The sequence below is a fragment of the Sinorhizobium sp. B11 genome, assembly GCA_039725955.1.
Lineage (GTDB): Bacteria > Pseudomonadota > Alphaproteobacteria > Rhizobiales > Rhizobiaceae > Rhizobium.
In genome coordinates this window covers 3,855,653-3,880,544 of the sequence record CP091034.1, presented here as the reverse complement: position 1 = coordinate 3,880,544, position 24,892 = coordinate 3,855,653, and the positions used below count along the sequence as shown (strand labels likewise).

At 60.3% G+C, this 24,892-nt stretch carries 26 protein-coding genes; 15 read left to right on the top strand and 11 right to left on the bottom strand.

Going from position 1 to position 24,892, the window contains the following annotated elements; translation table 11 throughout:
- Positions 1 to 17 precede the first annotated feature (17 nt).
- A complete protein-coding gene (locus tag LVY75_29290; GenBank protein XAZ22862.1) occupies positions 18 to 872 on the bottom strand; it encodes a helix-turn-helix transcriptional regulator in 855 nt (284 codons plus the stop codon).
- A 114-nt stretch (positions 873 to 986) separates the two neighbouring features.
- On the opposite strand from LVY75_29290, the gene LVY75_29285 reads away from it, so the two are divergent.
- The gene (locus LVY75_29285; protein ID XAZ22861.1) at positions 987 to 1,703 is read left to right on the top strand and encodes an SDR family oxidoreductase; all 717 of its coding nucleotides are present in this window, start codon (positions 987 to 989) and stop codon (positions 1,701 to 1,703) included.
- A gap of 5 nt (positions 1,704 to 1,708) precedes the next feature.
- On the opposite strand, the gene LVY75_29280 is transcribed toward LVY75_29285, so the two are convergent.
- A complete protein-coding gene (locus LVY75_29280; GenBank protein XAZ22860.1) occupies positions 1,709 to 2,074 on the bottom strand; it encodes a helix-turn-helix transcriptional regulator in 366 nt (121 codons plus the stop codon).
- Between the two features lie 106 nt (positions 2,075 to 2,180).
- Here LVY75_29280 and LVY75_29275 point away from each other — a divergent pair, with 106 nt between their 5' ends.
- Positions 2,181 to 2,510 carry a nuclear transport factor 2 family protein gene (locus LVY75_29275; GenBank protein ID XAZ22859.1) on the top strand — a complete coding sequence of 110 codons (330 nt, stop codon included), beginning with the start codon at positions 2,181 to 2,183 and terminating at the stop codon, positions 2,508 to 2,510.
- Positions 2,507 to 3,310, top strand: coding sequence for an SDR family oxidoreductase (locus LVY75_29270; protein XAZ22858.1), 804 nt, complete (start codon positions 2,507 to 2,509; stop codon positions 3,308 to 3,310). Before LVY75_29275 ends, LVY75_29270 begins: the two co-directional genes overlap by 4 nt.
- Here LVY75_29270 and LVY75_29265 read toward each other — a convergent pair.
- The 6 genes from LVY75_29265 to LVY75_29240 form a co-directional block, all read right to left on the bottom strand.
- Positions 3,262 to 4,311 carry an alpha/beta hydrolase gene (locus LVY75_29265; GenBank protein XAZ22857.1) on the bottom strand — a complete coding sequence of 350 codons (1,050 nt, stop codon included), beginning with the start codon at positions 4,309 to 4,311 and terminating at the stop codon, positions 3,262 to 3,264. The two genes, LVY75_29270 and LVY75_29265, sit on opposite strands and share 49 nt — an antisense overlap.
- 78 nt (positions 4,312 to 4,389) lie before the next feature.
- Entirely contained in the window at positions 4,390 to 5,007 is a 618-nt protein-coding gene (locus LVY75_29260) for a hypothetical protein (GenBank protein XAZ22856.1), read from the bottom strand.
- A 100-nt stretch (positions 5,008 to 5,107) separates the two neighbouring features.
- Entirely contained in the window at positions 5,108 to 5,233 is a 126-nt protein-coding gene (gene ykgO / locus LVY75_29255; GenBank protein XAZ22855.1) for a type B 50S ribosomal protein L36, read from the bottom strand.
- 175 nt (positions 5,234 to 5,408) lie between these two features.
- Positions 5,409 to 6,476: a 5-(carboxyamino)imidazole ribonucleotide synthase gene (locus tag LVY75_29250; GenBank protein XAZ25852.1), complete on the bottom strand. Its 1,068-nt coding sequence runs from the start codon at positions 6,474 to 6,476 to the stop codon at positions 5,409 to 5,411.
- On the bottom strand, positions 6,473 to 6,967 hold the full coding sequence (gene purE / locus LVY75_29245; protein ID XAZ25851.1) for a 5-(carboxyamino)imidazole ribonucleotide mutase: 495 nt from the start codon (positions 6,965 to 6,967) through the stop codon (positions 6,473 to 6,475). Before purE ends, LVY75_29250 begins: the two co-directional genes overlap by 4 nt.
- Positions 6,968 to 6,983: 16 nt before the next feature.
- Complete coding sequence (locus LVY75_29240; GenBank protein XAZ22854.1) at positions 6,984 to 7,187, bottom strand: DUF465 domain-containing protein; 204 nt, start codon at positions 7,185 to 7,187, stop codon at positions 6,984 to 6,986.
- A gap of 230 nt (positions 7,188 to 7,417) precedes the next feature.
- On the opposite strand from LVY75_29240, the gene LVY75_29235 reads away from it, so the two are divergent.
- Positions 7,418 to 7,591, top strand: a complete 174-nt coding sequence (locus tag LVY75_29235) for a DUF465 domain-containing protein (protein ID XAZ22853.1) — start codon at positions 7,418 to 7,420, stop codon at positions 7,589 to 7,591.
- Positions 7,592 to 7,748: 157 nt separating this feature from the next.
- Here the strand turns inward: LVY75_29235 and LVY75_29230 are convergent, their stop codons facing one another.
- Together LVY75_29230 and LVY75_29225 are read right to left on the bottom strand one after the other, a co-directional pair.
- Positions 7,749 to 8,009, bottom strand: coding sequence for a metalloregulator ArsR/SmtB family transcription factor (locus LVY75_29230; protein ID XAZ22852.1), 261 nt, complete (start codon positions 8,007 to 8,009; stop codon positions 7,749 to 7,751).
- Between the two features lie 65 nt (positions 8,010 to 8,074).
- Positions 8,075 to 8,839, bottom strand: a complete 765-nt coding sequence (locus tag LVY75_29225; protein ID XAZ22851.1) for a sulfite exporter TauE/SafE family protein — start codon at positions 8,837 to 8,839, stop codon at positions 8,075 to 8,077.
- 108 nt (positions 8,840 to 8,947) lie between these two features.
- Between LVY75_29225 and LVY75_29220 the strand changes: the two genes are divergently transcribed.
- Both LVY75_29220 and LVY75_29215 read left to right on the top strand, forming a co-directional pair.
- Positions 8,948 to 9,601: a thiamine phosphate synthase gene (locus LVY75_29220; protein XAZ22850.1), complete on the top strand. Its 654-nt coding sequence runs from the start codon at positions 8,948 to 8,950 to the stop codon at positions 9,599 to 9,601.
- 10 nt (positions 9,602 to 9,611) lie between these two features.
- On the top strand, positions 9,612 to 10,694 hold the full coding sequence (locus LVY75_29215; protein ID XAZ22849.1) for a sel1 repeat family protein: 1,083 nt from the start codon (positions 9,612 to 9,614) through the stop codon (positions 10,692 to 10,694).
- 12 nt (positions 10,695 to 10,706) lie between these two features.
- On the opposite strand, the gene LVY75_29210 is transcribed toward LVY75_29215, so the two are convergent.
- A complete protein-coding gene (locus tag LVY75_29210; protein XAZ22848.1) occupies positions 10,707 to 12,452 on the bottom strand; it encodes a chemotaxis protein in 1,746 nt (581 codons plus the stop codon).
- Positions 12,453 to 12,795: 343 nt separating this feature from the next.
- Between LVY75_29210 and LVY75_29205 the strand changes: the two genes are divergently transcribed.
- The 9 genes from LVY75_29205 (at position 12,796) to LVY75_29165 (ending at position 24,873) form a co-directional block, all read left to right on the top strand.
- Positions 12,796 to 13,125, top strand: coding sequence for an STAS domain-containing protein (locus tag LVY75_29205; protein XAZ22847.1), 330 nt, complete (start codon positions 12,796 to 12,798; stop codon positions 13,123 to 13,125).
- Entirely contained in the window at positions 13,122 to 13,490 is a 369-nt protein-coding gene (locus LVY75_29200; GenBank protein XAZ22846.1) for a response regulator, read from the top strand. The genes LVY75_29205 and LVY75_29200 overlap by 4 nt, the downstream gene beginning before the upstream one ends.
- Entirely contained in the window at positions 13,487 to 15,541 is a 2,055-nt protein-coding gene (locus tag LVY75_29195; GenBank protein ID XAZ22845.1) for a chemotaxis protein CheA, read from the top strand. Before LVY75_29200 ends, LVY75_29195 begins: the two co-directional genes overlap by 4 nt.
- Complete coding sequence (locus tag LVY75_29190) at positions 15,538 to 16,044, top strand: chemotaxis protein CheW (protein XAZ22844.1); 507 nt, start codon at positions 15,538 to 15,540, stop codon at positions 16,042 to 16,044. Before LVY75_29195 ends, LVY75_29190 begins: the two co-directional genes overlap by 4 nt.
- A gap of 30 nt (positions 16,045 to 16,074) precedes the next feature.
- Complete coding sequence (locus tag LVY75_29185; protein XAZ22843.1) at positions 16,075 to 17,790, top strand: methyl-accepting chemotaxis protein; 1,716 nt, start codon at positions 16,075 to 16,077, stop codon at positions 17,788 to 17,790.
- 360 nt (positions 17,791 to 18,150) lie between these two features.
- A complete protein-coding gene (locus LVY75_29180; protein ID XAZ22842.1) occupies positions 18,151 to 20,079 on the top strand; it encodes a methyl-accepting chemotaxis protein in 1,929 nt (642 codons plus the stop codon).
- Between the two features lie 199 nt (positions 20,080 to 20,278).
- On the top strand, positions 20,279 to 22,330 hold the full coding sequence (locus tag LVY75_29175; GenBank protein XAZ22841.1) for a methyl-accepting chemotaxis protein: 2,052 nt from the start codon (positions 20,279 to 20,281) through the stop codon (positions 22,328 to 22,330).
- Positions 22,331 to 22,500: 170 nt separating this feature from the next.
- Positions 22,501 to 24,321, top strand: a complete 1,821-nt coding sequence (locus tag LVY75_29170) for a methyl-accepting chemotaxis protein (GenBank protein ID XAZ22840.1) — start codon at positions 22,501 to 22,503, stop codon at positions 24,319 to 24,321.
- Between the two features lie 75 nt (positions 24,322 to 24,396).
- Positions 24,397 to 24,873 (top strand): chemotaxis protein CheW, encoded by a 477-nt coding sequence (locus tag LVY75_29165; protein ID XAZ22839.1) that lies wholly within the window; start codon positions 24,397 to 24,399, stop codon positions 24,871 to 24,873.
- The last annotated feature ends 19 nt before the right edge of the window (positions 24,874 to 24,892 follow it).

Sequence of the window (24,892 nt, the reverse complement as noted above, 5' to 3'; positions counted from 1 at the left end):
TCGGCGGCAGACAATGATCAGGCGAGAAGCTCGGCGAGTTTCCTGTTTGTGTCGTGCTCGCCGAGAGGCGTATAGACGATCAGCTTCATGTCCGGCTGGGTCATCAGCGCAAGGCCTGTGTGTTCGAAGGCCATCAGGCCCTTTAGCGGATGATTCACACGTTTCACACCGGTGAGCGGGGCGACGATCTCATGGCGCGGCCACCAGGCGCGGAATTCCGGACTTTGCTGCTTCAGCAGGGCGATGAGCCGCTCGAAGTCGGGATCGCCGGCATAACGGGCGCTGTCGGCACGGAACATGGCAAGCGAAACGCGGGCAACCGCCTCCCAGTCGACCAGCAGGTTGCGGTGAAAATCATCGGCAAAAAGCCGGTGCATAGTGTTGCGTTCGTCCGGGCCCAGCCGGTCATAACCGCCGAACAGCAAGTCTGCCGCGCGATTCCAGGCCAGAACATCCCAGCGGCGACCCAGCACGTAGGCGGGCTGATGGGTCAGGTTGTCCAGTATCCGGCGAAGCGGCTCGTCGACGAGTTCCGGGGCTGAAGAAAACGGCTGCGGCGGTTGGCGGCTGTTCAGTGTGAAGAGGTGCTGGCGTTCGGCGTCATCAAGACGAAGCGCGTCTGCCAGTGCATTCAGAACCTGCGGGGAGGGGCGGATGTCGCGTCCCTGTTCCAGCCAGGTATACCAGGTCGTGCCGACACCGGCGATCATGGCGAGCTCTTCGCGCCTAAGTCCCGGCGTGCGGCGGCGGAACCCGTCAGGCAGGCCGACATCGGCAGGGCGCAGACGCTCACGACGGGAACGCAGGAAGGCCGCGAACTCGCGGCGGCGGGCTTCGAACGTGTCCAGCTTCTGATCCATGGAAGCGATCATATCAGTATCGATACCAGGATAAAATCAGGCCTGTTTGCGATTTTCGGAGACTTCAAGATGAAACCGCTGCCGGCAACGACAGCCGGAAGTTCGATCATCCAAAGGAGTATTCTCATGTCATCGCAGCATGCAGTCATTATCGGTGGCTCTTCGGGCATCGGCCTTGCCTCTGCCAAACTGCTTCTGGAACAAGGGTTTCAGGTCACCGTCGCTGCCCGCGACGAGGCGAAGCTCAAGGCGACCGCTGACCATCTTTCCGGCGAGGTCGGAACGGTCGCCATCGATGCCAGAAATACCACCTCGGTGAAGCAGGCTTTCGAGCGCCTCGCATCCTTCGATCATCTCGTGCTGGCGCTCGGCAGCGGCCATGGGGCTGGTCCCTTTGCCACGCTCGACATGGCAGATCTGCTGGCCGGCTTCCAGACCAAGCTTATCCCGCATGCGGCAGCGGCGCAGATGGCTTTGCCCTTCCTGCGGCCAGCCGGCAGCATCACGTTCGTGTCCGCCGTCAGTGCGCAAGCCGCGATGCCGGGAACCGCAGGTCTTGCCGCCATCAATGCGGGGATCGAGGCGATGGTGCGGGTGCTTGCTGCCGAGTTGAAGCCACTACGCGTGAATGGCGTCTCGCCTGGTGTGATCGATACGCCGTGGTGGGATTTTCTGCCTGCGGAACAGCGTCAGGCTGTCTTCCGCGACTTTGCCGGGCGCACGCCGGTCGGCCGTATCGGCGAGCCAGTCGATGTCGCCAAGGCAGTCGCCTTCCTGGTTTCGAACGGTTTCATGAGCGGTCATGTTCTAACCTGCGACGGCGGCATTCACCTCGCGGCTTGAGCGCGTCAGGCCGTCCCGCCGGCGGTTTCTTCCGGCGCGAAAACCACGCCGGTCAGGTCCTTGTCCTTCAGCGCCGCCCACTTCAACAGGGCGTCCAAAGCGGGACAAAGGGCCTGGCCCCAATCGGTCAGGCGATACTCCACCTTCGGCGGAACCTGATGATGGACGATGCGCAGCACGATGCCATCGTTTTCCATCTGGCGCAGTTGCTGGATGAGCATCTTCTGGGAGATGGCAGGAATGGCGCGTTCCAGATCGGAGAAGCGGAGCACCTTGCCGCCGAAGAGGTGGAAGAGAATGATGAGCTTCCAGCGTCCTTCCAGGATCTTCAGCACATTTTCGACGCCTGATGCGGCTGAATAGGGTGTCATCGCAGTACCTTACTTTCAGGTAAGTACCTGACTTTTTTGTAGGTTCTTGTCATCTGGAAAGCCTATGCCCATTCTTTTCGGGAAGCAACCGAAGAGGAGTTTGCGAATGAGCATAGAGCTTCCGAAGCCGCTGGCGGCCTATTACGCGGCGAAGAATCAGAAGGATATAGACGGCATGCTTGCCTGTTTTGCTGCCGATGCCGGCGTGCGCGACGAGGGCGAGGACAGGCGTGGTCGGGCTGAAATCCGCGAATGGATGGAGGAGACGACACGCAAATATGGCGTGACGGTCGACCCGAGGAAGATCTCCGGCGAAGCCGACAAGCCGGTCGTGGCTGCATTGGTGACCGGTAATTTTCCCGGCAGTCCGGTCACCTTGCGTTACCGCTTCACGCTTGCCGGCGGCGCCATTACCCATCTGGAGATCGATGCATGACGGCTGAAGCGGCTTTTCCGTTCGATCCGAACGAATTCAACGGCAAGCGCGTTCTTGTTACCGGCGGCACGAAGGGTATGGGCGAGGCGATTGTGCGTCGGCTTTCAGCAGCTGGCGCGAGGGTGGCGACGACTGCGCGCTCGCCCCTTCCGGAGGGCCAGGCGCCTGCGCTGTTCGTCCAGGCTGATATCAGCACGGCGGAGGGCGTCAACGCCGTCGCCTCGAGCGTGGCGGAGGCTTTCGGCGGCCTCGATATCCTCGTGAATAATGTCGGTGGTTCGTCTGCGCCGAGTGGCGGTTTTGCGGCTCTGACGGATGCGCACTGGCAGGCGGATATCAATGCCAATCTGCTCGCGCCGGTGCGGCTCGACAGGGCATTCCTGCCCGGCATGATCGAACGTGGCCACGGCGTCATCATCCATATTTCCTCGATCCAGAGACGGCTGCCGCTCTATGAAGCCACGCTTGCTTACGCTGCGGCCAAGGCCGGACTTTCGAATTACAGCAAGGGATTATCCAAGGAGGTCGGGTCGAAGGGCGTCCGGGTGAATGTCGTTGCGCCCGGTTTCATCGAAACCACGGCTGCGACCGCCCTGATCCAGCGCATTGCTGCAGAGGCCGGCACCGACGAGGACGGCGGCCGCAGGCTGTTGATGGATTCGCTTGGCGGCATACCGATCGGCCGGCCGGGCCGCCCGGAAGAGGTGGCTGAGCTCGTGGCTTTCCTCGCCTCGCCGCGTGCCGCCTCCATTCATGGTGCGGAATATACGATTGACGGTGGCACTGTTCCGACCGTCTGATCGACGGAAGAGCCGGCAAGCCGCTCCTCCGCCTTGCGGGCTATTGTCGCAAGGTCGCGCGGCTGGCCGGCAATCTTCTCCATGGCCGCAATGGCAACATCGGTCGCAAGATAGTCAGGCTTGTGGCCGACACCTCTGACGGTAACGAGTTCCGATCCGCTGATATCCCGCGCCAGGCCACGCGAATGCAGATGTTCCCAGACGATCTCGTCCTGGTCGCCGGTGATGATGACTGATGGCGCTGAGATCTCGGAATAGTGCGGCGCGTTGACCGTCAGATATTCATGAAGCCGTTTGAAGTCGGTGGCGTTGTTGTAAAAGGCGCGTGGTCGCAACACCAGCGAGGGCCCGGTTCTGGCGACGTAGTCAAGGGGCCGGGGATTGGGGCGGAAGACATTCAGCGTGCCGCGCTCCAGCCGCCGTAGGCCGAGGGGGACGACGACTGCATGATTGAAGAGCCAGCCGATAACGGGTGTTGTCGCGACATGGTAATACCAGTCGATGCCGCCGGGCCATGGATGGGAGGCAGGTGCCAGAAACAGCAGGCCGGCTGTCTTTTCGGGATGGCGCACGCCGAAGGCAGCAGCGATCGCGCCGCCGAAGGAATGGCCGACGATAACCGCCTTTTCAATCCCACGCTTTTCCATCAGTTTGGCAATGGCGTCGGCCTGGCCCGATGGCAGCGCGTTTTCCGACCCGCCCCGCTCGGAGTAGCCGTGACCAGGTCGATCGACGAAGAGCATCTCGGCGCGGCCCTCCAGTGGTTCGCGAAAAGCGCCGATCTGGTCGAGTAGATTGCCGCTTGCACCGTGAATGAAGACCAGGGGCGGAAGATCGGCGGCATCCGGGCGCGGAACATGCACTGCGTTCATGCGATAGCCGCCAATATCGGTCAGTTCTCCGATATTGGGATAGGCATGCTCGAATTGACGGGCCTTGTAGGAGGAATAGCCGATGGCGGCGGCAATGGGAGCGAGGAGGGCGGAGACTTCGGCAAGCATAGCTTCAACTGCACAGTGACGATATCATCAAGCTAAGATTGTGCGTCTTCTTACGCGGTCAAGCCCATGCCGGATCTGTCACGTGCGGTTGCCGGCAAGCTTTTCCGAGAGTGTGTTGACCTGCTCCTGTGCAGCACGATCGGCAGGATAGACGTCCAGAACTCGCTCCCAGGCCTTGAGTGTAATCTCGTCATTGCCTGTGGTGGCGAGGATGGCCGCCATGCCTGAGAGGGCGCCGAAATGACGGGGTTCGAGCTTCAGCACCTGTTCGATGTCGGCCATCGACTTGCGATAGTTGCCGAGCACGAAGTTCAGCGTTGCACGACGGTTCCAGCTTTCGGCATAGGTTGGTTTAAGCGCGATGGCTTCATCGAGAAAATCGAGCGCTGCCGGATTACGCTTGTCTTCGATCGCCTTGTCGGCCCATTGCATCAGGAGATTGATCGTCGCGCTGTTGGAATCGTTCCATTCCATGCGGATCTGATTGGCGATGCTGCTTGCCTTTTCGGGATCGCGCTCGCGTTTCAATTGACCATAGAGTTGGTCGAGACGCTGCTTCGGCGACGAATCGGCATTATCAGGCTGTTCGACAATAACATCCTTCTGCTGTGCGACAGCAGGAAGGGCAGGAGCAAACAGGATGAGGGCAAGCGGCAGCGCCGCTGAGGTCATAGCAAAAAAGCGCATGGCGGACATATTAGCCCGCCACTGCCGAAGATCAAACAAAATTGACGTGATCACCGAAGTGACCCACCGATATGCGCGCCCGTGGGCACGCAACCGGATACGCGTACAATCAGCCCTGACGAGCCTTGTAGCGCGGGTTCTGCTTGTTGATGATGTAGATGCGGCCCTTACGGCGAACGAGACGGTTGTCACGATGACGCGCCTTGAGCGACTTGAGCGAATTCTTGATCTTCATTTTTCTGATCCGCGATGTTTCTGGGGGAATTCACATTCGCCCGTGTCTTTTAACAATCAAAAGCGCGCCGGCTGGGCGCGCTCTTTAGGTGGGGGAGCAGATAACCCGACCTCTGCCCTGTGTCAACCACGTGAAGGCTTTTTTCCGTGGGTTTCAGGCGCTGGGGGACGCCAGTTCAGGAGGCTTTACCCGTCAGCGTCGTCACATGACCCATCTTCCGGCCAGGCCGTGACTCTGTCTTGCCGTAGAGATGCACCAGAGTATCGTCGCGTTTCAACCAGTCCGGAACAGCAAGGATATCGTCGCCTATCAGGTTCTGCATCACGCAATTGGAGTGGCGGCGCGGGTTGCCCAGAGGCAAGCCGGCCACGGCACGGATATGTTGCTCGAATTGCGAGACGATGCAGGCCGCTTCCGTCCAATGGCCGGAATTGTGGACGCGCGGTGCCATCTCGTTGGCGACGAGGCTGCCATCGGCAAGCACGAAGAACTCGATGCCGATGACGCCGACATAGTCGAGCGCGCCCAGAATTTGTTCGGCCGCCTTGCGCGCCGCCTCGGCGGTGGTGGCGGAGATTGTCGCCGGAATTGTCGAAGTATGCAGGATGCCGTTGCGGTGGACGTTTTCGGCCGGGTCGAAGCAGAGCACGGTACCGTCGGTAGCGCGCGCTGCGATGATCGAGACCTCGCGTTCGAAGGCGATGAAGCTTTCGAGGATGAGCGGCACAGAGCCAAGCTCCGCATAGGCGCCGTCAGGATTGTCGGCCGGCGAGCGGAACACCTTCTGGCCCTTGCCGTCATAGCCCAGGCGCCGGGTCTTCAATACGCCCTGGCCGCCGAAATCCTTCAGTGCCTGCTCGAGATCGGCCTGGCTGTCGATGGCGTGGAAAAGGGCTGTCGGAATGTTGCAACCGTTGATGAAGCGCTTTTCGACCAGCCGGTCCTGAGCAGCTTCCAGCGCCTTCGGGGGCGGGTAGACCGGCACGCTCTTTGCCAGCGTTTCGGCAGCGGCGACGGGCACGTTCTCGAATTCGTAGGTGACGACGTCGCAGAGCCCCGCCAATTCGGCGAGCGCTGAAGGATCGTCATAGGCGGCGGTGATCTGGCTGTTGGCGAGCTGGGCGGCGGGGCCATCAGCCTGCGGTTCCAATATCACCGTGCGGAAATTCAGCCGTGCTGCGGCCATGGCAAGCATGCGGCCGAGCTGGCCGCCGCCGATGATGCCTATCGTCCTTACCATCAGAGATCGTCCATCGGATATTCGGCGACGGAGGCGCTCTGGCGCTCGCGCCATTCGTCGAGGCGCTCGGCGATCTCGTCGTCGGAAAGGGCGAGCACGGCAGCGGCAAGAAGGGCCGCATTGATCGCACCGGCCTTGCCGATGGCAAGCGTGCCGACGGGGATGCCGCCCGGCATCTGGACGATGGACAACAGGCTGTCCTGGCCGGACATGGTCTTGGACTGCACAGGCACACCGAAAACCGGCAGCGGCGTCATGGCCGCCGTCATGCCCGGAAGGTGAGCCGCGCCGCCAGCGCCCGCGATGATGATCTTGAAGCCCTCGGCGCGCGCGCCCTTGGCAAACGTCACGAGCCGGTCAGGTGTACGATGAGCAGAGATGATGCGTGCATCATACTCGATTTCCAGCGCCTCCAGCGTATCGGCAGCATTCTTCATGGTCTCCCAGTCGGACTGGCTGCCCATGATGATGGCGACTGGCGGTCTGTCTGTTATCGTCACAATCGTTCCTTCAGGCGATGATGTCAGGGATGATCTGGTCTTCCAGCTTGGAGAGCTTGTCCTTGATGACCAGCTTCTTCTTTTTCATGCGCTGGATGCGGAGGGCGTCGCAGCCCGTCTCAATCATGGCGTTGATCGCGGCATCGTAATCCTCGTGCTCCTGACGCAGACGCGCCGCCATGAGCCTGATTTCCGCCTGTTCCTGATCGGCCATTTGCATTCCCCATAATCGTCTTCGGACCTTGTCCGGTCTGCCGATAATTTCCGCAAGCTCCTATCACCAAATAGAGGTAACGGGAAGTTAGTGTTGATCATGAATTTGCCGCTTAGTCTTCATCTTTTGGCCTTCGACAAGCCTTCAAAAATGTGTCACAGTCCGCTGGTTGACACCTTGGATCCCTGGCAATGGATGGCTGGGGAAGGGTAAGAGGAAGGAAGGGTCAAATGACTGTTCAAGCTCATCTTGAATCGCTCCAGAAAAAGCATGTCGCTCTCGAGGAGGAGTTGCATGCCCTGAGAACATCTCCCTCTATTTCCGATACTGAACTTGCCGAATGCAAGCGCCGTAAGCTGCGCATCAAGGACGAGATCGAGCGTCTCAAGTCATCCGTCCATTGATCTTTCCAGGCTATCGCCGGACATTAGTCTTGTGAAAGAAAAGGTGAAATTCCCCAATTTTCTCGACTATCAAGCAAGACCCGGTGAATAACCGAAATCGAGCGCCAGTCCCTTGCATGCGGCATCGGGCTGGCGTTTTTGCGAGAAGAGGGCGCCTTCAGGCCCAGAACTGATCCAGCCAGAGATTGAGTTTGTCGAAACCACGGTTGTTGACCGTGTAGATGCGCCTCGTTCCTTCCGAGGTCACGGAAACAAGGTTGCTTTCGAGCAATGCCTTCAGGTGCTGTGACACGGCGGGACGGCTGATCGGCAGACCCTCGGCAAGCTCATTGACCGTCTTTGGAGCGCGCCGCAATTCCTCCAGCAAGAACCGCCGGTTCGGATCGGCAATCGCAGAGAAGGGGTCCGTGTTCGACATGTCAAAAAGCTACGTCAAACGGGCCTTTCCAGCAAGGAAATTGTGCATCGCAACGGAATGCAACCCTATCCAAGCACCCCTTCGCGCAAGATCAGGAAGGCAGCGATCAGCGCCATAGCATACATAAAAGGGTAGAATATCTGCGGCTTCATGCGACGTACACACCATGCGCCGGCCATCGTTGCCAGCGGAGCGAAGGGCACAAGCGTGGCTGAGGTCAGAAGATTGCGGGTGTCGAGTTGGCCGAGCGCGAAATAAGGAACAAGTTTTATGGCGTTCAGAATGGCGAAGAAGCGTACGCTGGTGCCGGTGAATTCGCGTGGCGGCAGCTTGAGCGGCAGGGCATAAATCTGGAATGGTGCGCCGCCGGCATGGGCGACGAAGCTGCCATAGCCGGAAAACGTGCCCCAGAGGCTTGCCAGTACCGGGCGTTGGGGACGCGGTGGGATGACTATTCCCTTGCCGGGGCCGAAATTATTCCAGAAGTAACGCAGGCAGAAGGCCACCGTGACGGCACCGATGAGAACGCGCAATACGCTGCCTGGCACGAGAGCGGAGGTCGCCCAGCCGAAGGTGATGCCGAGAATAGCGCCGGGCAGCATGATCTTCAGCGTCGTCCAGTCGCCATGCTGGCGCCAGATCGCCAGCGAGATCATGTCCATGAAGACGAGGATGGGAAGCAGGATCGCGGCGGCTTCGACGGGAGCGACGACGAGGGCGAGAAAGGGAAGGCCGATCAGCGACAAAGCGTCGCCCATCCCGCCTTTGGCAAGCCCGACGAGAATGACAGCCGGGATTGCGGCGTAGTAGAATGACAGATCTTGCGGCATGCTTTTGAAGTTCCTCCCCTTGCAAGCCCCCTCTATCGGAATTACTCACTCAAAACGAGTGCGGATCCGCCATAGAGCGGGAAAAACCGCCGCAGATGGAAAGACTTCATGACCGAACCGGAAAACCGCTGCCGCCTTGTTCTCGTTCTGCCCGATATCGCCGATGCCGATGAGCGGGCGAAGATCGTCGCCGATGCGCTGAAAGGCGGTGATGTCGCGTCCGTTATCCTGCCGCAATACGGTCTTGACGATGGCGCCTTCCAGAAGCATGCGGAAAAGCTCGTTCCCATTATTCAGGGTGCGGGTGCCGCGGCGCTGATTGCCGGCGACAGCCGCGTCGTCGGCCGCGCGAAGGCCGATGGCCTGCACATCACCGGACCGGCAAGCGAGATTGCCGATGCAATCGATCGTTATGCGGACAAGCTGATCGTCGGCGGCGGCAATGCCGCCGACCGGCATACGGCGCTGGAAGTCGGCGAGGAGCGGCCGGATTACATCTTCTTCGGCAAGCTCGACGGCGACATCAAGCCGGAGGCGCATCCGAAGAACCTGGCGCTTGCCGAGTGGTGGGCGTCGATGATCGAAATCCCGTGCATCGTGATGGGCGGCACTGATCCGGCCTCCGCCCTCGCGGTTGCGCAGACCGGGGCAGAGTTCGTGGCGATGCGCCTGGGCGTATTCGCCGAGCCGGCTCAGGCGCCCTCGATCGTGGCTCAGATCAATGCCCTGCTTGACGAAAAAGCGCCACGGTTTGAGGATTGATATCGCGCTTATGCCGATCCCCGCCCGCTTTTCGAGATGCGCTCTCTTTTGTATAGCCGCCTTATTGGCGGCTCGGACGGAGTTTGCGCAGGCACAGGCGAATGAAACCGTCAACGGGCGCTCGCCAACGCCAAGCCAGACATTCCGTACGGACCGACCGCAGCCCCCGCAGGGTATCGAGCCGTCTGACGGCGTCGGGGTTTTCGATCGAATGGGTGCGAAGCTGCCCGATCTGCCACCTGAAAAGCCATATACGGGTGCGATCGACGAGGCGTTCGGCGCCTATCAGCGTGGCTACTATCTGACCGCCATGGACAGGGCGCTGCCGCGGGCACAGCTCGGCGATCCGGCGGCCCAGACGCTGATCGCCGAAATCCTGTCGCAGGGCCTCGGTGTCAAGCGGGACATGAAGAACGCTGCCTTCTGGTATGGCAAGGCGGCAGAGGGCGGCGATCCGACCGCCATGTTCAAATATGCCTTGCTCCTGATGGAGGGCAACAATGTCACGCGCGACAAGGCGAAGGCCGACGAATATATGCGCAAGGCGGCAGATGGCGGAAATTCGTCAGCCGAATTCAACTGGGGCCAAACGCTCGTTGCCGACAATCCCGGGGACAAGGGATTGAAGCTTGCTCTGCCTTATTATGAAAAGGCAGCAGAGCAGGGCATCGCAGACGCGCAATATGCGGTAGCGCAGATCTACCAGCAGGTGCCCGACCTGCCCGAAGACAAGAAGCAACTGGCACGCGAATGGATGGCGCGCGCGGCGCGGGCGGGCTTCGATACGGCTCAGCTCGACATGGGTATCTGGCTGATCAACGGCGTCGGTGGGCCGAAGGATTACGTGCGTGGCTTCGAATGGATGAAGCTTGCGGCCAACCGGGGCAATGTCGCTGCGCAGAACAAGCTCGCACATCTTTACGTCAATGCAATCGGCACGGCACCCGATCCGGTCGAGGCGGCCAAGTGGTACGTCCTGTCACGGCGTGCAGGATTGAGCGATCCCTCGCTTGAGGATTTCTATCTCGGCATCGAAGACGACCAGCAGAAGGCGGCGATCGAAGCGGCGAACAAGTTCCGCCGCATCAATTGAGCTGCGGCCTTTCTAAAAGAGAGCGTCCTCGAACAAGTCCTCGTCGCTCTGGGCTTTGGCGGGCTCGGCAGGCGCCATTGTTGTTGTTTCCTCGTTGGCGGGAATGATGTTGCGATGGACATTGCGTTCCTGCACCATCGTGTAGAGCTTGAAGATCTTGCGGTCGAGCGGGCCAATTGCTTCGGCAATGTCGGAAATATCGGCGATCTGGTCGCCGGCCACGGTTTCCAGCACGTCGGCGCAGCGGGCAAGCACGTCACCGAGATCATGCTGGAAATCGAGTTTGCCGATCAGCAGGTTGATCTTGGTCGCGACCTCGCGGCCATGTTCGGCAAGGACTTTGAGTTCGTCTTCCATCAGGTTGGCCGCGGAGCGGATCGTGCCGACGGCCGAGGTGAGGCTTTCGGCAAGGCCGCCGTTCCTGGAGCCGGCGGCGGGGGCAACGCGCCCCGCCGAGGCTTCGAGCGCAGGCAGGCCATTGACGATGGCATCGGCTGAATCATCCAGCTTGCCGGCAAAGATGCGCAATTCGGCGGTGACTACGTTGATCGACTTGCCTTCTTCGCCGAGACGGCTGCAGCGCAGGTTGGTATTGAGCGCCATGTAATGGATATCGGTCTTGACCGCGCGGATCGCCTCGATGGACTGCAGAAGCGTTGCGGCGGTGCCGATCGTCGACTGGCTGACCTGGTCGGCTTGACGGCTTGCCACATCGACCTGCTTGACGATCTCGTGAGCGGCGGAGACGCTCGATTCCAGCGCGCGCATGAAGTTCCCACCGCTGCCGTCGCTCTGACCGCTCATCTGGTCGCGCAATCTCAGAATTTCCTGCGTATCCTGGCTGAAGCTTGCGATGGTCTTTACGACATTACGGGAATCCCGCTGGAAGTCGGTGCACATCTCAGCCATCTGCGCGGCTGTCAGGTGATGAATGACGTTCTGCAGGCGCTTGCGTCCATCGGCATCGAGCTTAGCGCCGTCTTCGCTTGCGAGGAAATCCTCCAGCAGCGAGAAGGTGCTCTGCACATGTTCGATGCGCTGGCGAGTGATATCGCCGATCTGCAGCGCCGAAAGAGTGGAGGCGACCTTCCCCTGCACGCCACGGGCGATTGCGCCTACATCGCGGGCGATGGTGCCGAGGCTCTGGCGGTGGTCGGCAATCTTCTTTGCGTCATCCTTCAGCGCCCTGGCGACTGCCGGAACGGTGTCGGCGTAGCTCTTGGAAAGATTGTTGCCGAAGGAGAGGGCGAGCTTGACCTCCTTCTGGAGGCTGTCGAGATGGGTGGCGAAGCGGTTGACTTCGTCTGTCCCTGAATAGATGCGCTCAAGGATTTCCTGAGCGAAGCCTGCAAATTCGGCGAGGCCCGCACCCGTTATCTTTACCGTCACTGCGAAGGTGCGCAGGTAGCGCATCGTCTCCTGCATATCAGCGACATGCCGGTGCAGTTCCGAGCCGGTCTGGGCAAGTGCCGTCAGAGCCTGCTGGCGTTTTTCCTCAGAGCCCGGAAGCTCGATCAGGTTCTGGACCGTCGCATTGAGATCGGCGCTGGTGTCACTCGCTTCATTGTTGTCCAGCGCCTTGGTGATCTGGTCCAGTGACGTCAACAGACGATTGAGGACATCCATCACTGAAAGCAGGACTGTACCACCTTCGAGGAAGCGTTCCTCCACCTGGGCGCGGGCCGACTCCAGGGTCTGGCTGATATCCGAACCTGATGCCAAAAATGCAGTCTGTGCCGATGCCGTCGCGTTTGTCACATTTGTACCTTTACTTATGAACACAGGCAATTTGACTCTATTTTTACGGGCAGGATGGAAACGGCAGGTAAACGCCGCAGACTCGTAAACGTTGTGATTAACAACCCATAAAACTATTCGGCAAGATTTTATAAGCTTCCTATAAAGTGTTATCTATCATATTGTTTTTTCAGGTTATTTTATAATATGAGAAAGCTTCAGTATAAATTATCCCGGATAAGAATTCAGGGAGTCGGGACTCGCGCCAATTGCACTTTCCTACAACCGCTGTTTACGCGCTGTTAAGCCTGTCATGAGAGTCCTTTTATGGTCGTTAAGTATTTCTCCGACCATGGAGGCTGCATTGGATACTCAGGCAAAATATTTCGAATCTATATCCCTTCCGGAAACTCTGAGCATTCGTAATGCTTCGGAAGTATATGCGAAGATTATTGATCGTTTTCGCGACAATAATAGTATTGCCGTAAGTCTTCCCGAAAACGCGGAGGCGGATCTGAGTTTTCTTCAGCTCATCGAATCCGCCCGTCGTCAGGCCAAGGCCGAAGGCAAGACTTTTACCCTTTCAGCTCCGGCCAGCGGTTCGCTTCTCAAGGTTCTTGAACGCGCCGGATTTATGGAAGTCTTCGATCAAGAAGACCAGAGGTTCTGGTTGCATAAAGAGGTGACATTATGAGCGCAAACATCCTGACCGTCGACGATTCTGCCAGCATCCGGCTGACCACCAAGGTCACGCTGACCAATGCAGGTTACACCGTCACCGAAGCCGTCAATGGCGCCGAGGGTCTGGCAACCGCCAAGAGCGGCAATTTCGACCTGATCGTCACCGACCTCAACATGCCCGTCATGGATGGGCTGACGATGATCGAGGAATTGCGCAAGCTGCCCGCCCAGGCCGGCGTGCCGATCATCTTCCTGACGACGGAATCCGATGCGGACCTCAAGGCCCGTGCCAAGGCCGCCGGTGCCACCGGCTGGCTCACCAAGCCGTTCGATCCGGAAAACCTCGTGAAGATCGTGAAGAAGGTTCTCGGCAGATGAGCTCGCTTGATCCAGTCGCAGTCTTCCGAACCGAAGCGGCCGAATGCCTCGAGGCGATCGAAGCCGGCCTTCTCGACCTTAATCACGACCTCGAAAACAGGGATCTCGTCGACGCCGTCTTCCGCGGCCTCCATACGTTGAAGGGTTCGGGTGCCATGTTTGGCTTCGAGGCGCTTGCGGCTTTCACGCATCATTGCGAAACGGCCTTCGACCGTGTTCGCAAGGGCGAGGTGCCGGCAACCGCCGAGCTCGTCGCCGCCGTTCTTGCGGCGCAGGATCATATGCGCGCCCTTGTCGAGCAACCCGATGCCGATCATGGTGATACCGGTCACAAGCTGCTTGCCCAGCTCCAGGCAGCGGTCGGCGGCAAGGCGGAGGCCAAAGAGGCCACAGTGCCTGTGGCTGCAGCACCTGTCGTCGCCGCTCCCGTCAAGAAGAAAACGACGTGGCGCATCCGTTTCAGCCTTCCGGCGAATTCCATGGCCAACGGCACCAACCCGCTCGGCCTTCTGGATGAATTGCGCGATCTTGGCGAATGTACCGTCCGCGCAAACAGATCGGGCATTCCGCTACTCAACGATCTGGTCCCGACAGAGCTTCACGTTTCCTGGGACGTCGTTCTGACGAGCGAACAGGACCGTTCCGCCATCGACGACGTCTTTATCTTCGTCATGGATGACATGGAGCTCGATGTTCAGGAAATCGCCGGTCCGCAGACCGCAACGGCCGAAGCAAAGAAAGACCTAACTCCTGCCGCAGCTGCCGCAGCAGCTGTCGCTCCAGTGCCCGCCGCTGCTCCGGAATTCCGCCCCGTCGAGGCGGTTCCGGTGAAGCGCGAGGCGGCAGCTCCTGTTCAGGCGGCAGCCCAGGCGAAAGCGCAGGAAAACGTCCGCGTTCCGGCCGAACGCCTGGACGAACTGATGGACCGCGTCGGCGAGCTCGTCATTGCCCAGTCGCGCCTTAGTCAGCTGGCAAGCTCCAGCTCGGATATAGCGCTACGCTCGGTTTCGGAAGAAATCGAACGTCTCTCCGGCGAGCTGCGCGACACGATGATGGTGTTGCGCATGGTGCCGGTCGGGACACTCTTCTCGCGCTTCCGCCGTCTCGTCCACGATCTCGCCCGCGAAACTGGCAAGGTGATCGAGCTCGTTACCGAAGGTGAGACCACCGAAGTCGACAAGACCGTCATCGAGCGTCTGGCCGATCCGCTGGTCCACCTCGTCCGCAATTCGATAGACCACGGTCTCGAGCCGCCGGCCGAGCGCCTTGGCGCCGGCAAGACCGAAGCCGGCACGGTGACGCTTGCTGCCCACCAGTCCGGCGGCGAGGTCATCATCTCCATCAAGGATGACGGCCGTGGCATCAACCGTGACCGCGTTCGCGCCAAAGCGGAATCCTCCGGCCTCATCGCGCCCGGCCAGCCGCTTTCCGATCAGGAGCTGCTGCAGCTCATCTTCGCTCCCGGCTTCTCGACCGCAGCGGCGATCACCAATCTGTCCGGTCGCGGTGTCGGCATGGACGTCGTCAAGAAGACGGTCGAGGCGCTGCGCGGCACGATCGACATCGTCAGCCTGCCCGGGCAAGGCTCGGAAGTCTCTCTCCGCATTCCGCTGACGCTCGCCATCATCGACGGTCTTCTGGTGCGAGTGGGTTCCGGCCGCTACGTCATCCCGCTCTCGGCGGTCGAGGAATGCCTCGAACTGTCGCTGGAAGAAGATCTCCGCTCGCGCGGCCGCTCCTTCATCTCGCTGCGCGACAGCCTGGTTCCGTTCCTCAGGCTTCGCGATCTCTTCCGCACAGGCACCAAGCCGGACGTCCACCAGAAAGTGGTCGTCATCTCGACGGGCACCGAACGTGTCGGTCTGGTGGTCGACCAGATCATCGGCGACCACCAGACGGTCATCAAGTCGATGTCGAAACTGCACAACGACGTGGCGACCTTCTCCGGCGCCACCATTCTCGGCGACGGCAGCGTCGCTCTCATTCTTGACGTCGGGCATCTCGTTGCCGCGGGTCAGCAACAGGAGGCGCAATTGCGCGTGGCAGGATGAGCACAGCAACAGCCGAAAAATTCGACAAGCACTGGAACTACGCTGAAGAAGTCGAGGTTCTGACCTTCGATCTCAATGGCGAAACCTTCGCTCTGGAAGCAGTCATCGTACAGGAAATCCTGGATCTGCTTCCCGAGACCGCAGTACCGGGCGCCCAGCCTTTCGTTGCCAGCGTCATCAACTTTCGCGGCAAGGTGATTCCGCTTGCCGATCTTCGCCTCGCCTTCGGGATGGAGGCTTCGGAAGCGACAATAGACAGCCGCATCATCGTCATCGAGGTCGATCTGCAGGGGGAGCAGACACTCGTCGGTATCCGCACCGACAAGGTGAACGAGGTGACGACGCTGACGAAAAACGCCAGCGAGCCGCCGCCGAGCGTGGGTATGCGCTGGCGCGCGGATTACATCAACTGCCTGGTCAAGAGGGGTGGTGAGTTCATCATCCTCCCGAATTTGCAGGCGATTTTCTCATCGAGGCATGAGACGGCGGGGGCCGTCAACTAGCCGGGGGCCAATCACTGAGGGGTTAAGACGATGCGATTGACGATCAAGACAAAGCTGGTGACAGCGTTCACCTTTATCATTTTCATGCTGATAGGCACGGCCGCCTACGGCATCTTCAGCCTCGGCTCGCTGAACGATACGATCGGCAACCTTCTTGCCGGTCCTGCTGCGCGCCTCGACCTGGCGCAACAGATCAATATCGCCCAGCTTGAAGCCATCCGCCAGCAGAAGAACCTTCTGACTGCACGCAACGCCGATGACGCTTCCGGCGCCATCGAAAAGGGCACCAAGGCCCGCAAGGACTTCGCCGATGCATTCGCTGCCGTGACGAAACTCGCCACCGAGGAAGGCAAGGCGCGTTGGGAGCGCGTTGCCCAACTCTCCGCGACGTTCAATCAGGCCGACGACCAGATCCGAGATTTCATCAAGGCCGGTAATATGGACGGCGCCAACAATATCTCGGTTACGACGGCTCGCCAGGCCGCCAATGATATAGACGCCACGCTCGACGAAATTCTGGCGCTCGAAAAACAGCGCATGCAGGATGCAGACGACAGCGCCGAGCAGCAGTACGGCACGACACGCACGATGATGATCGCGGTTGCTGCCGCAGCGTTGCTGATCGCTGTCCTCACGGCGTTCTGGATCGCAAATACCATCAGCAAGGGTCTCAACCGCGCCAACACTGTTGTCCGTGAAGTTGCCGAAGGCGACCTGACCAAGATGGCCGAAATCACCACGCATGACGAGATCGGCGAACTGCTCGGCAACGTCAACGTCATGATCGAACGCCTTCGCGGTGTCGTCGCCGATGCACTGTCTGCAGCCGACAATGTCTCTTCGGGCAGCCAGGAACTGTCGGCCAGCTCCGAGCAGGTCTCGCAGGGTGCGACCGAACAGGCGGCTTCCGCTGAAGAGGCCTCCGCTTCGATGGAGCAGATGGCTGCGAACATCAAGCAGAATGCCGATAATGCCGCGCAGACCGAGAAGATCGCCCGCCAATCCGCCAAGGACGCGGAAGCTTCCGGCGACGCCGTCAACCGCGCCGTCGATGCGATGCGCACGATTGCCGAGAAGATCGGCATCGTTCAGGAAATCGCCCGCCAGACCGATCTGCTCGCCCTGAATGCCGCCGTCGAAGCCGCACGTGCCGGCGAACACGGCAAGGGCTTTGCGGTCGTCGCTTCGGAAGTGCGCAAGCTTGCCGAACGCAGCCAGTCGGCCGCCGCGGAGATTTCCTCCATGTCAAGCGACACGGTCAAGGCTGCCCGCGACGCCGGCGAAATGCTCGGCCGCCTGGTTCCGGACATCCGCAAGACCGCGGAGTTGGTCTCCGAAATCAGCGCTGCCTGCCGCGAACAGGATATCGGTGCCTCACAGATCAACGAGGCGATCCAGCAGCTCGACAAGGTGACCCAGCAGAATGCCGGCGCCTCCGAAGAAATGTCGGCAACCTCCGAAGAGCTTGCTGCTCAGGCCGAGGAACTGCAGGCTTCGATCGCCTTCTTCAAGGTTGATACGGCAGGCGCGACCCGCGCTGGCGTACGGAAGACCGCCACAAAGACTTCTGCAAAGGTGGTGAAGGCTCCGGCCGCCGCCACCCCACGCAAGCCGGCTCCGGCGACGCATACCCATAATCACGGCAATACCGTTGCGTCCCAGCAGGCGCGTGCCAAGGGCTTTGCCCTGGATATGTCGATGGGTGGTCCGGACGCCGGTGACGACGATTTCCGCGAAAGCGCTTAAGCGCTTCGCCGATACGAGCATCGCCGCGGACTTCTTGCCCGCGGCTTCTTGAAAGACCCGACGTGTGTATGCGTCGGTATCGATCGGCAGATGTCCGCCTGCCAGGTTATACAGGCAGGCGGAGCATCGGATTTCCCTTCCACAAGATGGGACCTTCCGCAGTCAGACGCGCTGCGGTTTTGCAAGCCGATCGTAATTTCCGGCAGGGTCCGTGACGACGGGCACGCGGAATGAGCGGCAATGATCTCCTGCAACCGAATATTCTGCATGCATGCCGTCATAAGCGGCAGAATGACGATCCATGCCCGGACGTCGCGCAATGCCCCCAGCTCTGTCGATCTACTTCAAGGAAGTATTCAAATGCGCTTCACGATCAAGGCAAAGTTAGCCATCGCCTTCGGGCTTCTCATTGCCGTCACCCTCTGCTGCGCAGGCTTCGGCATGCGTGGCGTCAGCCTCGTCGCTTCCATGCAAGATGACCTGCTGACCGGTCCGGTTCGCCAGGACGGCTATGCATCCAACCTTGCGAGAGCCTTCGACTCGCTCAATCTCGCGGAAAGCGACCTTCTGCTTGCGACGACGCCTCAGAGAACGCAGCAGGCAGTTTCGGAGATGGAAGCGCAGCGCAAGGCATTCGAACAGGCTCTGAAGGAAGGTCAGGAAAGCGCTGGCGACGGCTTCAAGGAAAAGTGGGAAGCGATTAGCGCCTTCTGGTTGGACTACACGAAGCTCAACGATAACATCCGTGAGCTGGCGCTCAATGGCCAGCGCGACCGCGCAATCGAGGTAAACCAGACGGACGGCGATGTCGCTTCGGAAAAGCTTGACGCGCTGACGGAATCCCTGGCTGGCCTGACGCGCGCCTCGATCAGCGAAGGTGACGAAAGCGCCGACGCGGCATTCCGCAGCACCTTTACGACGCTGATGATCATTGCCGGCGTCGGCGTGGTGCTCTCGATCGTTGCGGCTCTCTGGATCGCGATCAACATCATCACCGGTCTTTCCAAAGTGCGCAGCGCGGCCAATGCGGTTGCCATCGGCGACCTCAACCAGACGATCAACGTGCGCACCAATGATGAGATCAAGGATCTCGTCACGACGATGAATGTGATGACAGCCAATCTGCGCTCCACGGCCGACGTGGCGAATGCCATCGCTGCGGGCGATCTTTCGATCGATGCGAAGCGGCTTTCGGATAAGGACGCGCTCGGTCTCGCGATGGAAGATATGATCGCCAATCTGCGTGCAACCGCGCACATCGCCGGTCAGATTTCGAATGGCGACCTGACGGTTTCCCCGAAGCCGCTTTCCGACAAGGATGTTCTGGGCGTTGCGCTCGAACAGATGGTCGAACGTCTGCGCGGTGTCGTCGCCGACGCTATCGCCGCGGCCGAAAACGTCTCGTCGGGCAGCCAGGAACTCTCATCCAGTTCGGAACAGGTCTCGCAGGGTGCGACCGAACAGGCAGCTTCCGCTGAAGAAGCTTCCGCCTCGATGGAAGAGATGGCAGCCAATATCAAACAGAACGCAGATAACGCGGCCCAGACGGAGAAGATTGCTCGCCAGTCCGCCAAGGATGCCGAGACTTCTGGCGATGCCGTCAACCGCGCTGTTGCGGCCATGCGCACGATTGCCGAGAAAATCGGTATCGTCCAGGAAATTGCCCGTCAAACCGACCTGCTTGCTCTAAACGCCGCCGTCGAGGCTGCTCGCGCCGGCGAACATGGCAAGGGTTTTGCGGTCGTCGCCTCGGAAGTGCGCAAGCTCGCGGAGCGCAGCCAGTCGGCCGCCGCTGAGATTTCCTCCATGTCCAGCGACACGGTGAAGGCCGCTCAGGAAGCCGGCGACATGCTCGGCCGTCTGGTTCCGGATATCCGCAAGACCGCGGAGCTGGTTTCGGAAATCAGCGCGGCCTGCCGCGAGCAGGATATCGGCGCAGCCCAGATCAACGAGGCGATCCAGCAGCTCGACAAGGTGACCCAGCAGAATGCCGGCGCCTCCGAAGAGATGTCGGCAACGTCGGAAGAACTGGCGACCCAGGCTGAGGAACTGCAGGCCTCGATCGCCTTCTTCAAGGTCGACATGGCCGGCAACCGCCTGTCGCACGCTCCTGCTGCCAAGGTCACGGTTCGCACGCCGGTTCCGGCTGCAGCCCGCAAGCCGGTCGCCAAGAAGGCCGCACCCGCCAACACGGTTTCTGCCCAGCAGGCACGCGCCAAGGGCTTTGCTCTGGACATGTCGATGGGTGGTCCCGACGAGGGGGATGCAGAGTTCAGGGAAAGTGCCTGAGCGCTTGCCACGTTGATGCTGTCAGGGGCTCGGCATTCGGCCCCTGACACAGGCTTTCGGTGCCCAGGAACGCTGGAGGCAAGATCGCAATTTCTTCGATAACCGTTTTCGCCTGCCGGAATGTTTTTGCTGCGTGATGCCGCGCCAAGGAAACCACCGGTCCACACTTATTCCGTCGCTTTCAAATAGGGGTATTGCGATGCGCATCACGATCAAGCTCAAGCTCGCGGCCGCATTCGGCTTCGTCATACTGCTGCTAATGGGTAGTGCAGTCTTTGGAATTATCAGCCTCAGTTCGCTGAACGATGCCGTTGGCAACCTGATCGCAGGCCCTTCAAAAAGCCTAGAGCTGGCTCTGGAAGCCAAAGCTGCCGAGCTCGATGCCATCAGGTGGCAGAAGAACGCCCTTCTGGAAATGGATCCTGAAACGGCCAAGAAACACTACGAAAACTCGGCAAGAAGCATGGATGAAATGCTCGCCTTCGCGACAGGCGGTCAGCAGATCGCAACGGCTGATAGCAAGCCGACATGGGACAGGCTGATCGAGCTGAGCAAACGTTTCGTTGATGGATCCAACAAAGTCGCCGTGATCCACGAAAGCGGCGACAGGGCAGGGGCCACGGCTTATTCCGGTGGTGAGGTTCGCGCCATCGTCACGGAGCTGGAAGACGTCTTCACCGCGCTTGTCACGCATCAGCAGAAGGCGATGACCCAGGCCGACGACGATACGGAAACCCTCTACGGCAACACCAGAAACCTGCTGATCGGCATTGCCATCGGCGCTTCCGTCATCGCTTTCGCTGCCGCGCTGTGGATCGCGCTCGGCATCAGCAGCGGTCTGCGCAAGATCATGAATGTCGCCAACGCCGTCGCCATTGGTGATCTGAACCAGAAGGTCGAGATCAAGAGCAATGACGAGATCAAGGATCTGGTGAACACGATCAACGTCATGACGGATAATCTGCGCAATACCGCGGGCATCGCAAACGAGATCTCGAATGGTGACCTCAGCGTTACGCCGAAACCGCTCTCTGACAAGGATACACTCGGCATTGCCATGCTCGGCATGGTGAACAACCTGCGCGCCACCGCCGATATTGCCAACCAGATCGCAGAAGGCGATCTCTCGGTCGAGGTCAAACCACTTTCAGCCAAGGATACGCTTGGCATCGCGATGCAAAGCATGGTCGCCAACCTTCGCGCCACAGCCGAAATTGCCACGCAGATTGCTGGGGGCGACCTGACAGTCTCTCCGAAGGCGCTCTCGGCCAAGGATACGCTCGGCACCGCGCTGGAACAGATGGTGGAGCGCCTGCGCGACGTCGTTGCTGATGCAATTGCGGCCGCCGAAAATGTTTCGGCCGGCAGCCAGGAGCTTTCGGCGAGTTCGGAGCAGGTGTCGCAGGGCGCCACCGAGCAGGCCTCTGCGGCCGAGGAAGCCTCCTCCTCAATGGAGGAGATGGCCGCCAACATCAAACAGAACGCTGACAATGCCGCCCAGACGGAAAAGATCGCGCGTCAATCCGCCAAGGATGCCGAGATGAGCGGGAGCGCCGTTTCCCGCGCCGTCGAGGCCATGCGCACGATCGCCCAGAAGATCAGCATCGTTCAGGAAATCGCTCGCCAGACCGATCTTCTCGCCCTCAATGCTGCAGTCGAGGCCGCCCGTGCCGGTGAACATGGCAAGGGCTTTGCGGTCGTCGCTTCCGAAGTTCGAAAGCTTGCCGAACGCAGCCAGTCGGCAGCAGCGGAAATCAGCGCCATGTCGAGCGATACCGTCACGGCCGCCCAGGAGGCTGGTGATATGCTCGGCCGCCTGGTGCCTGATATCAGAAAGACCGCGGAACTCGTGGCGGAGATCAGTTCGGCATGCCGCGAGCAGGATGTCGGTGCGTCGCAGATCAACGAGGCGATCCAGCAGCTCGACAAGGTAACCCAGCAGAATGCCGGCGCTTCCGAGCAGATGTCTGCGACGTCGGAAGAGCTCGCCGCCCAGGCCGAGGAACTGCAGACCTCCATCGCCTTCTTCAAGGTGGATACGGCAGGTGGCAAGGCAATGGCGGCGAGTGGCCGCCAGGGCCGCGTACCGGCCGCCAAGGTGACTACGCGCAGCCCGGCTCCTTCTGCAGCCCGTAAGGCAGCTTCCGCCAACGGCGTTGTTGCTCAGCAGGCCCGCGCCAAAGGCTTTGCTCTCGATATGTCCATGGGCGGACCGGACACGACTGACGATGATTTCCGGGAAAGTGCATAGGCGCTTTCCTGCGGACAGAGGTCGGGGCCGCAGCAGCGGCGGCCCCGTTATGGCCGGCGCATGGACGCGTCGGGACACACCGGCCCAGCCGGCAACGCATGAAGCGTTTTTACGGCGGCACAATGTGTCATTTCGCGGGATATCCGCAGCAGTCCTGAAGGGGTCTTGGAATGCGCTTCACGATCAAACTCAAACTGAGCCTGGTGTTCGGTTTCATCGTTCTCCTGACCTGTGCAATGGCCGGTCTTTCGATCTACAATCTCTCGTCGCTCAATGACGACATCTCGGTCATGGTTGCCGGTCCGGTCGCCAACCTGCGTGACTCCGGTGATCTCTCCGATGCGGTGATGCGCTCGATCCGTTCCGAAAAGGACGCGATCATCAACACGGATCCGACGAAGATCACCGGCTATGTCGACGAAATCTCCCAGAGCCGCGATCAGATCAAGACACTGCAGGCGCGTCTTGCTGCATCGCCAGATCCGGATATCCGCAACAGCATGAGCGAATTCGGCGATCTCTACGGCAAATGGACGTCCCTGCAGGACCGTGTTGCCGATCTCGCCAGGCAGAATACCAATGAATCCAACACGCAAGCCGGCGCTATTTCGATGGGCGAAGGCCAGCAGGTTACGAACCAGCTTCTCGCCATCCTCTCGAAGCTGAACGATACGGTGACGGGCAATGTCGGCGAGACCGACGCGGCCACCAACGAACAATATGCGCAGTCACGCAACATGCTCATCTTGATGACGATCGGCCTGATCGTCGTATCCTCGGCCGCTGCGATCTGGATCCTGCTCAACATCTCGCGCGGCCTGAAGCGCGCCGTTCAGCTTGCGGATGCCGTCAGCATCGGTGACCTCGAACAGAATATCGATCACAAGAGCAACGACGAAATTCGCGACCTGGTCAATTCCATGTCGAGGATGACCGGCAACCTGCGTAACACGGCGCAGATCGCCAACCAGATCTCGAACGGCGACCTTACGGTTTCTCCGAAGCCCCTGTCGGAGAAGGATACGCTGGGCATTGCTCTGGAGCAGATGGTCGAACGTCTGCGCGGTGTTGTTGCCGACGCGATTGCTGCGGCCGAAAACGTCTCGTCCGGCAGCCAGGAGCTTTCGGCGAGCTCCGAACAGGTGTCGCAGGGTGCGACCGAACAGGCGGCTTCGGCTGAAGAGGCTTCCGCTTCGATGGAGGAGATGGCCTCCAACATCAAGCAGAATGCCGATAACGCTGCCCAGACGGAGAAGATCGCCCGCCAGTCGGCCAAGGATGCTGAACTGTCGGGTGAAGCGGTCTCACGCGCTGTTCAAGCCATGCGCACGATTGCCGAGAAGATTGGCATCGTTCAGGAAATCGCCCGTCAGACCGACCTGCTTGCTCTAAACGCCGCCGTCGAAGCCGCGCGTGCCGGCGAACATGGCAAGGGTTTTGCGGTCGTCGCTTCGGAAGTGCGCAAGCTTGCCGAACGCAGCCAGTCGGCCGCCGCTGAAATCAGTGCGATGTCGGGCGATACGGTCAAGTCCGCGCAGGAGGCCGGCGACATGCTCGGCCGCCTGGTTCCGGATATCCGCAAGACGGCCGAACTGGTCTCCGAGATCAGTGCGGCCTGCCGCGAGCAGGATATTGGCGCAGCCCAGATCAACGAAGCAATCCAGCAGCTCGACAAGGTGACTCAGCAGAATGCCGGCGCCTCCGAAGAGATGTCGGCAACGTCGGAAGAACTGGCGACCCAGGCTGAGGAACTGCAGGCCTCGATCGCCTTCTTCAAGGTCGACATGGCCGGCAACCGCCTGTCGCACGCTCCGGCTGCCAAGGTCACGGTTCGCACGCCGGCTCCGGCTGCGGCTCGCAAGCCGGTCGCCAAGAAGGCCGCGCCCGCCAACACGGTTTCTGCCCAGCAGGCACGCGCCAAGGGCTTTGCTCTGGACATGTCGATGGGTGGTCCCGACGAGGGCGATGCCGAGTTCAAGGAAAGCGCCTGAGTATCAGGTCCTTCCAATATATTAACAGGCGTCCCCGATAATGGGGCCGCCCGAATCCAAGGAAAGCGGTTGATCATGGCGACAACATCTCTGGAAGCTCAATTCGTGACCTTCAGCCTCGGCGAGGAGATCTTCGCCGTTCCGGTGGAGGTGGTGCGCGAAATCCTCGACTACGCCGAAGCGTTCAAGATTCCGAACGGTCCCGACTATCTGCTCGGTCTGCGCGATGTGCGCGGACAGGGCGTCCCGACGATCGACCTGCGCCTGAAGCTCGGCATGTCGAAGACGGTGCCCACGCCGCATACGCGTGTGCTGGTTCTCGACGTTCCCATGGAAAATCGCCTTCTGACGCTCGGCCTCGTTGCCGACCGCGTTTTCGAAGTGACGCCGTTCCGCCGCGACCAGATCGAAGCCGCGCCCGATATCGGCGTACGCTGGCGATCGGATTACATTGCAGGCGTGGTGCGTCGTGAGAACGGCTTCGTTGTCATCGTTGACCTTGCCCGGCTTCTGTCGCGCGAGGACGCCTCTGTCCTGCAATCGGCCGCCTGAGACCTTCAAGACTACCCGG

Bases quoted from the DNA above. Each gene is read 5' to 3' on its own strand.
- LVY75_29290 (XAZ22862.1), bottom strand. From the start codon at position 872: ATGATCGCTTCCATGGATCAGAAGCTGGACACGTTCGAAGCCCGCCGC.
- LVY75_29285 (XAZ22861.1), top strand. From the start codon at position 987: ATGTCATCGCAGCATGCAGTCATTATCGGTGGCTCTTCGGGCATCGGC.
- LVY75_29280 (XAZ22860.1), bottom strand. From the start codon at position 2,074: ATGACACCCTATTCAGCCGCATCAGGCGTCGAAAATGTGCTGAAGATC.
- LVY75_29275 (XAZ22859.1), top strand. From the start codon at position 2,181: ATGAGCATAGAGCTTCCGAAGCCGCTGGCGGCCTATTACGCGGCGAAG.
- LVY75_29270 (XAZ22858.1), top strand. From the start codon at position 2,507: ATGACGGCTGAAGCGGCTTTTCCGTTCGATCCGAACGAATTCAACGGC.
- LVY75_29265 (XAZ22857.1), bottom strand. From the start codon at position 4,311: ATGCTTGCCGAAGTCTCCGCCCTCCTCGCTCCCATTGCCGCCGCCATC.
- LVY75_29260 (XAZ22856.1), bottom strand. From the start codon at position 5,007: ATGTCCGCCATGCGCTTTTTTGCTATGACCTCAGCGGCGCTGCCGCTT.
- ykgO (XAZ22855.1), bottom strand. From the start codon at position 5,233: ATGAAGATCAAGAATTCGCTCAAGTCGCTCAAGGCGCGTCATCGTGAC.
- LVY75_29240 (XAZ22854.1), bottom strand. From the start codon at position 7,187: ATGGCCGATCAGGAACAGGCGGAAATCAGGCTCATGGCGGCGCGTCTG.
- LVY75_29235 (XAZ22853.1), top strand. From the start codon at position 7,418: ATGACTGTTCAAGCTCATCTTGAATCGCTCCAGAAAAAGCATGTCGCT.
- LVY75_29230 (XAZ22852.1), bottom strand. From the start codon at position 8,009: ATGTCGAACACGGACCCCTTCTCTGCGATTGCCGATCCGAACCGGCGG.
- LVY75_29225 (XAZ22851.1), bottom strand. From the start codon at position 8,839: ATGCCGCAAGATCTGTCATTCTACTACGCCGCAATCCCGGCTGTCATT.
- LVY75_29220 (XAZ22850.1), top strand. From the start codon at position 8,948: ATGACCGAACCGGAAAACCGCTGCCGCCTTGTTCTCGTTCTGCCCGAT.
- LVY75_29215 (XAZ22849.1), top strand. From the start codon at position 9,612: ATGCCGATCCCCGCCCGCTTTTCGAGATGCGCTCTCTTTTGTATAGCC.
- LVY75_29200 (XAZ22846.1), top strand. From the start codon at position 13,122: ATGAGCGCAAACATCCTGACCGTCGACGATTCTGCCAGCATCCGGCTG.
- LVY75_29195 (XAZ22845.1), top strand. From the start codon at position 13,487: ATGAGCTCGCTTGATCCAGTCGCAGTCTTCCGAACCGAAGCGGCCGAA.
- LVY75_29190 (XAZ22844.1), top strand. From the start codon at position 15,538: ATGAGCACAGCAACAGCCGAAAAATTCGACAAGCACTGGAACTACGCT.
- LVY75_29185 (XAZ22843.1), top strand. From the start codon at position 16,075: ATGCGATTGACGATCAAGACAAAGCTGGTGACAGCGTTCACCTTTATC.
- LVY75_29180 (XAZ22842.1), top strand. From the start codon at position 18,151: ATGCGCTTCACGATCAAGGCAAAGTTAGCCATCGCCTTCGGGCTTCTC.
- LVY75_29175 (XAZ22841.1), top strand. From the start codon at position 20,279: ATGCGCATCACGATCAAGCTCAAGCTCGCGGCCGCATTCGGCTTCGTC.
- LVY75_29170 (XAZ22840.1), top strand. From the start codon at position 22,501: ATGCGCTTCACGATCAAACTCAAACTGAGCCTGGTGTTCGGTTTCATC.
- LVY75_29165 (XAZ22839.1), top strand. From the start codon at position 24,397: ATGGCGACAACATCTCTGGAAGCTCAATTCGTGACCTTCAGCCTCGGC.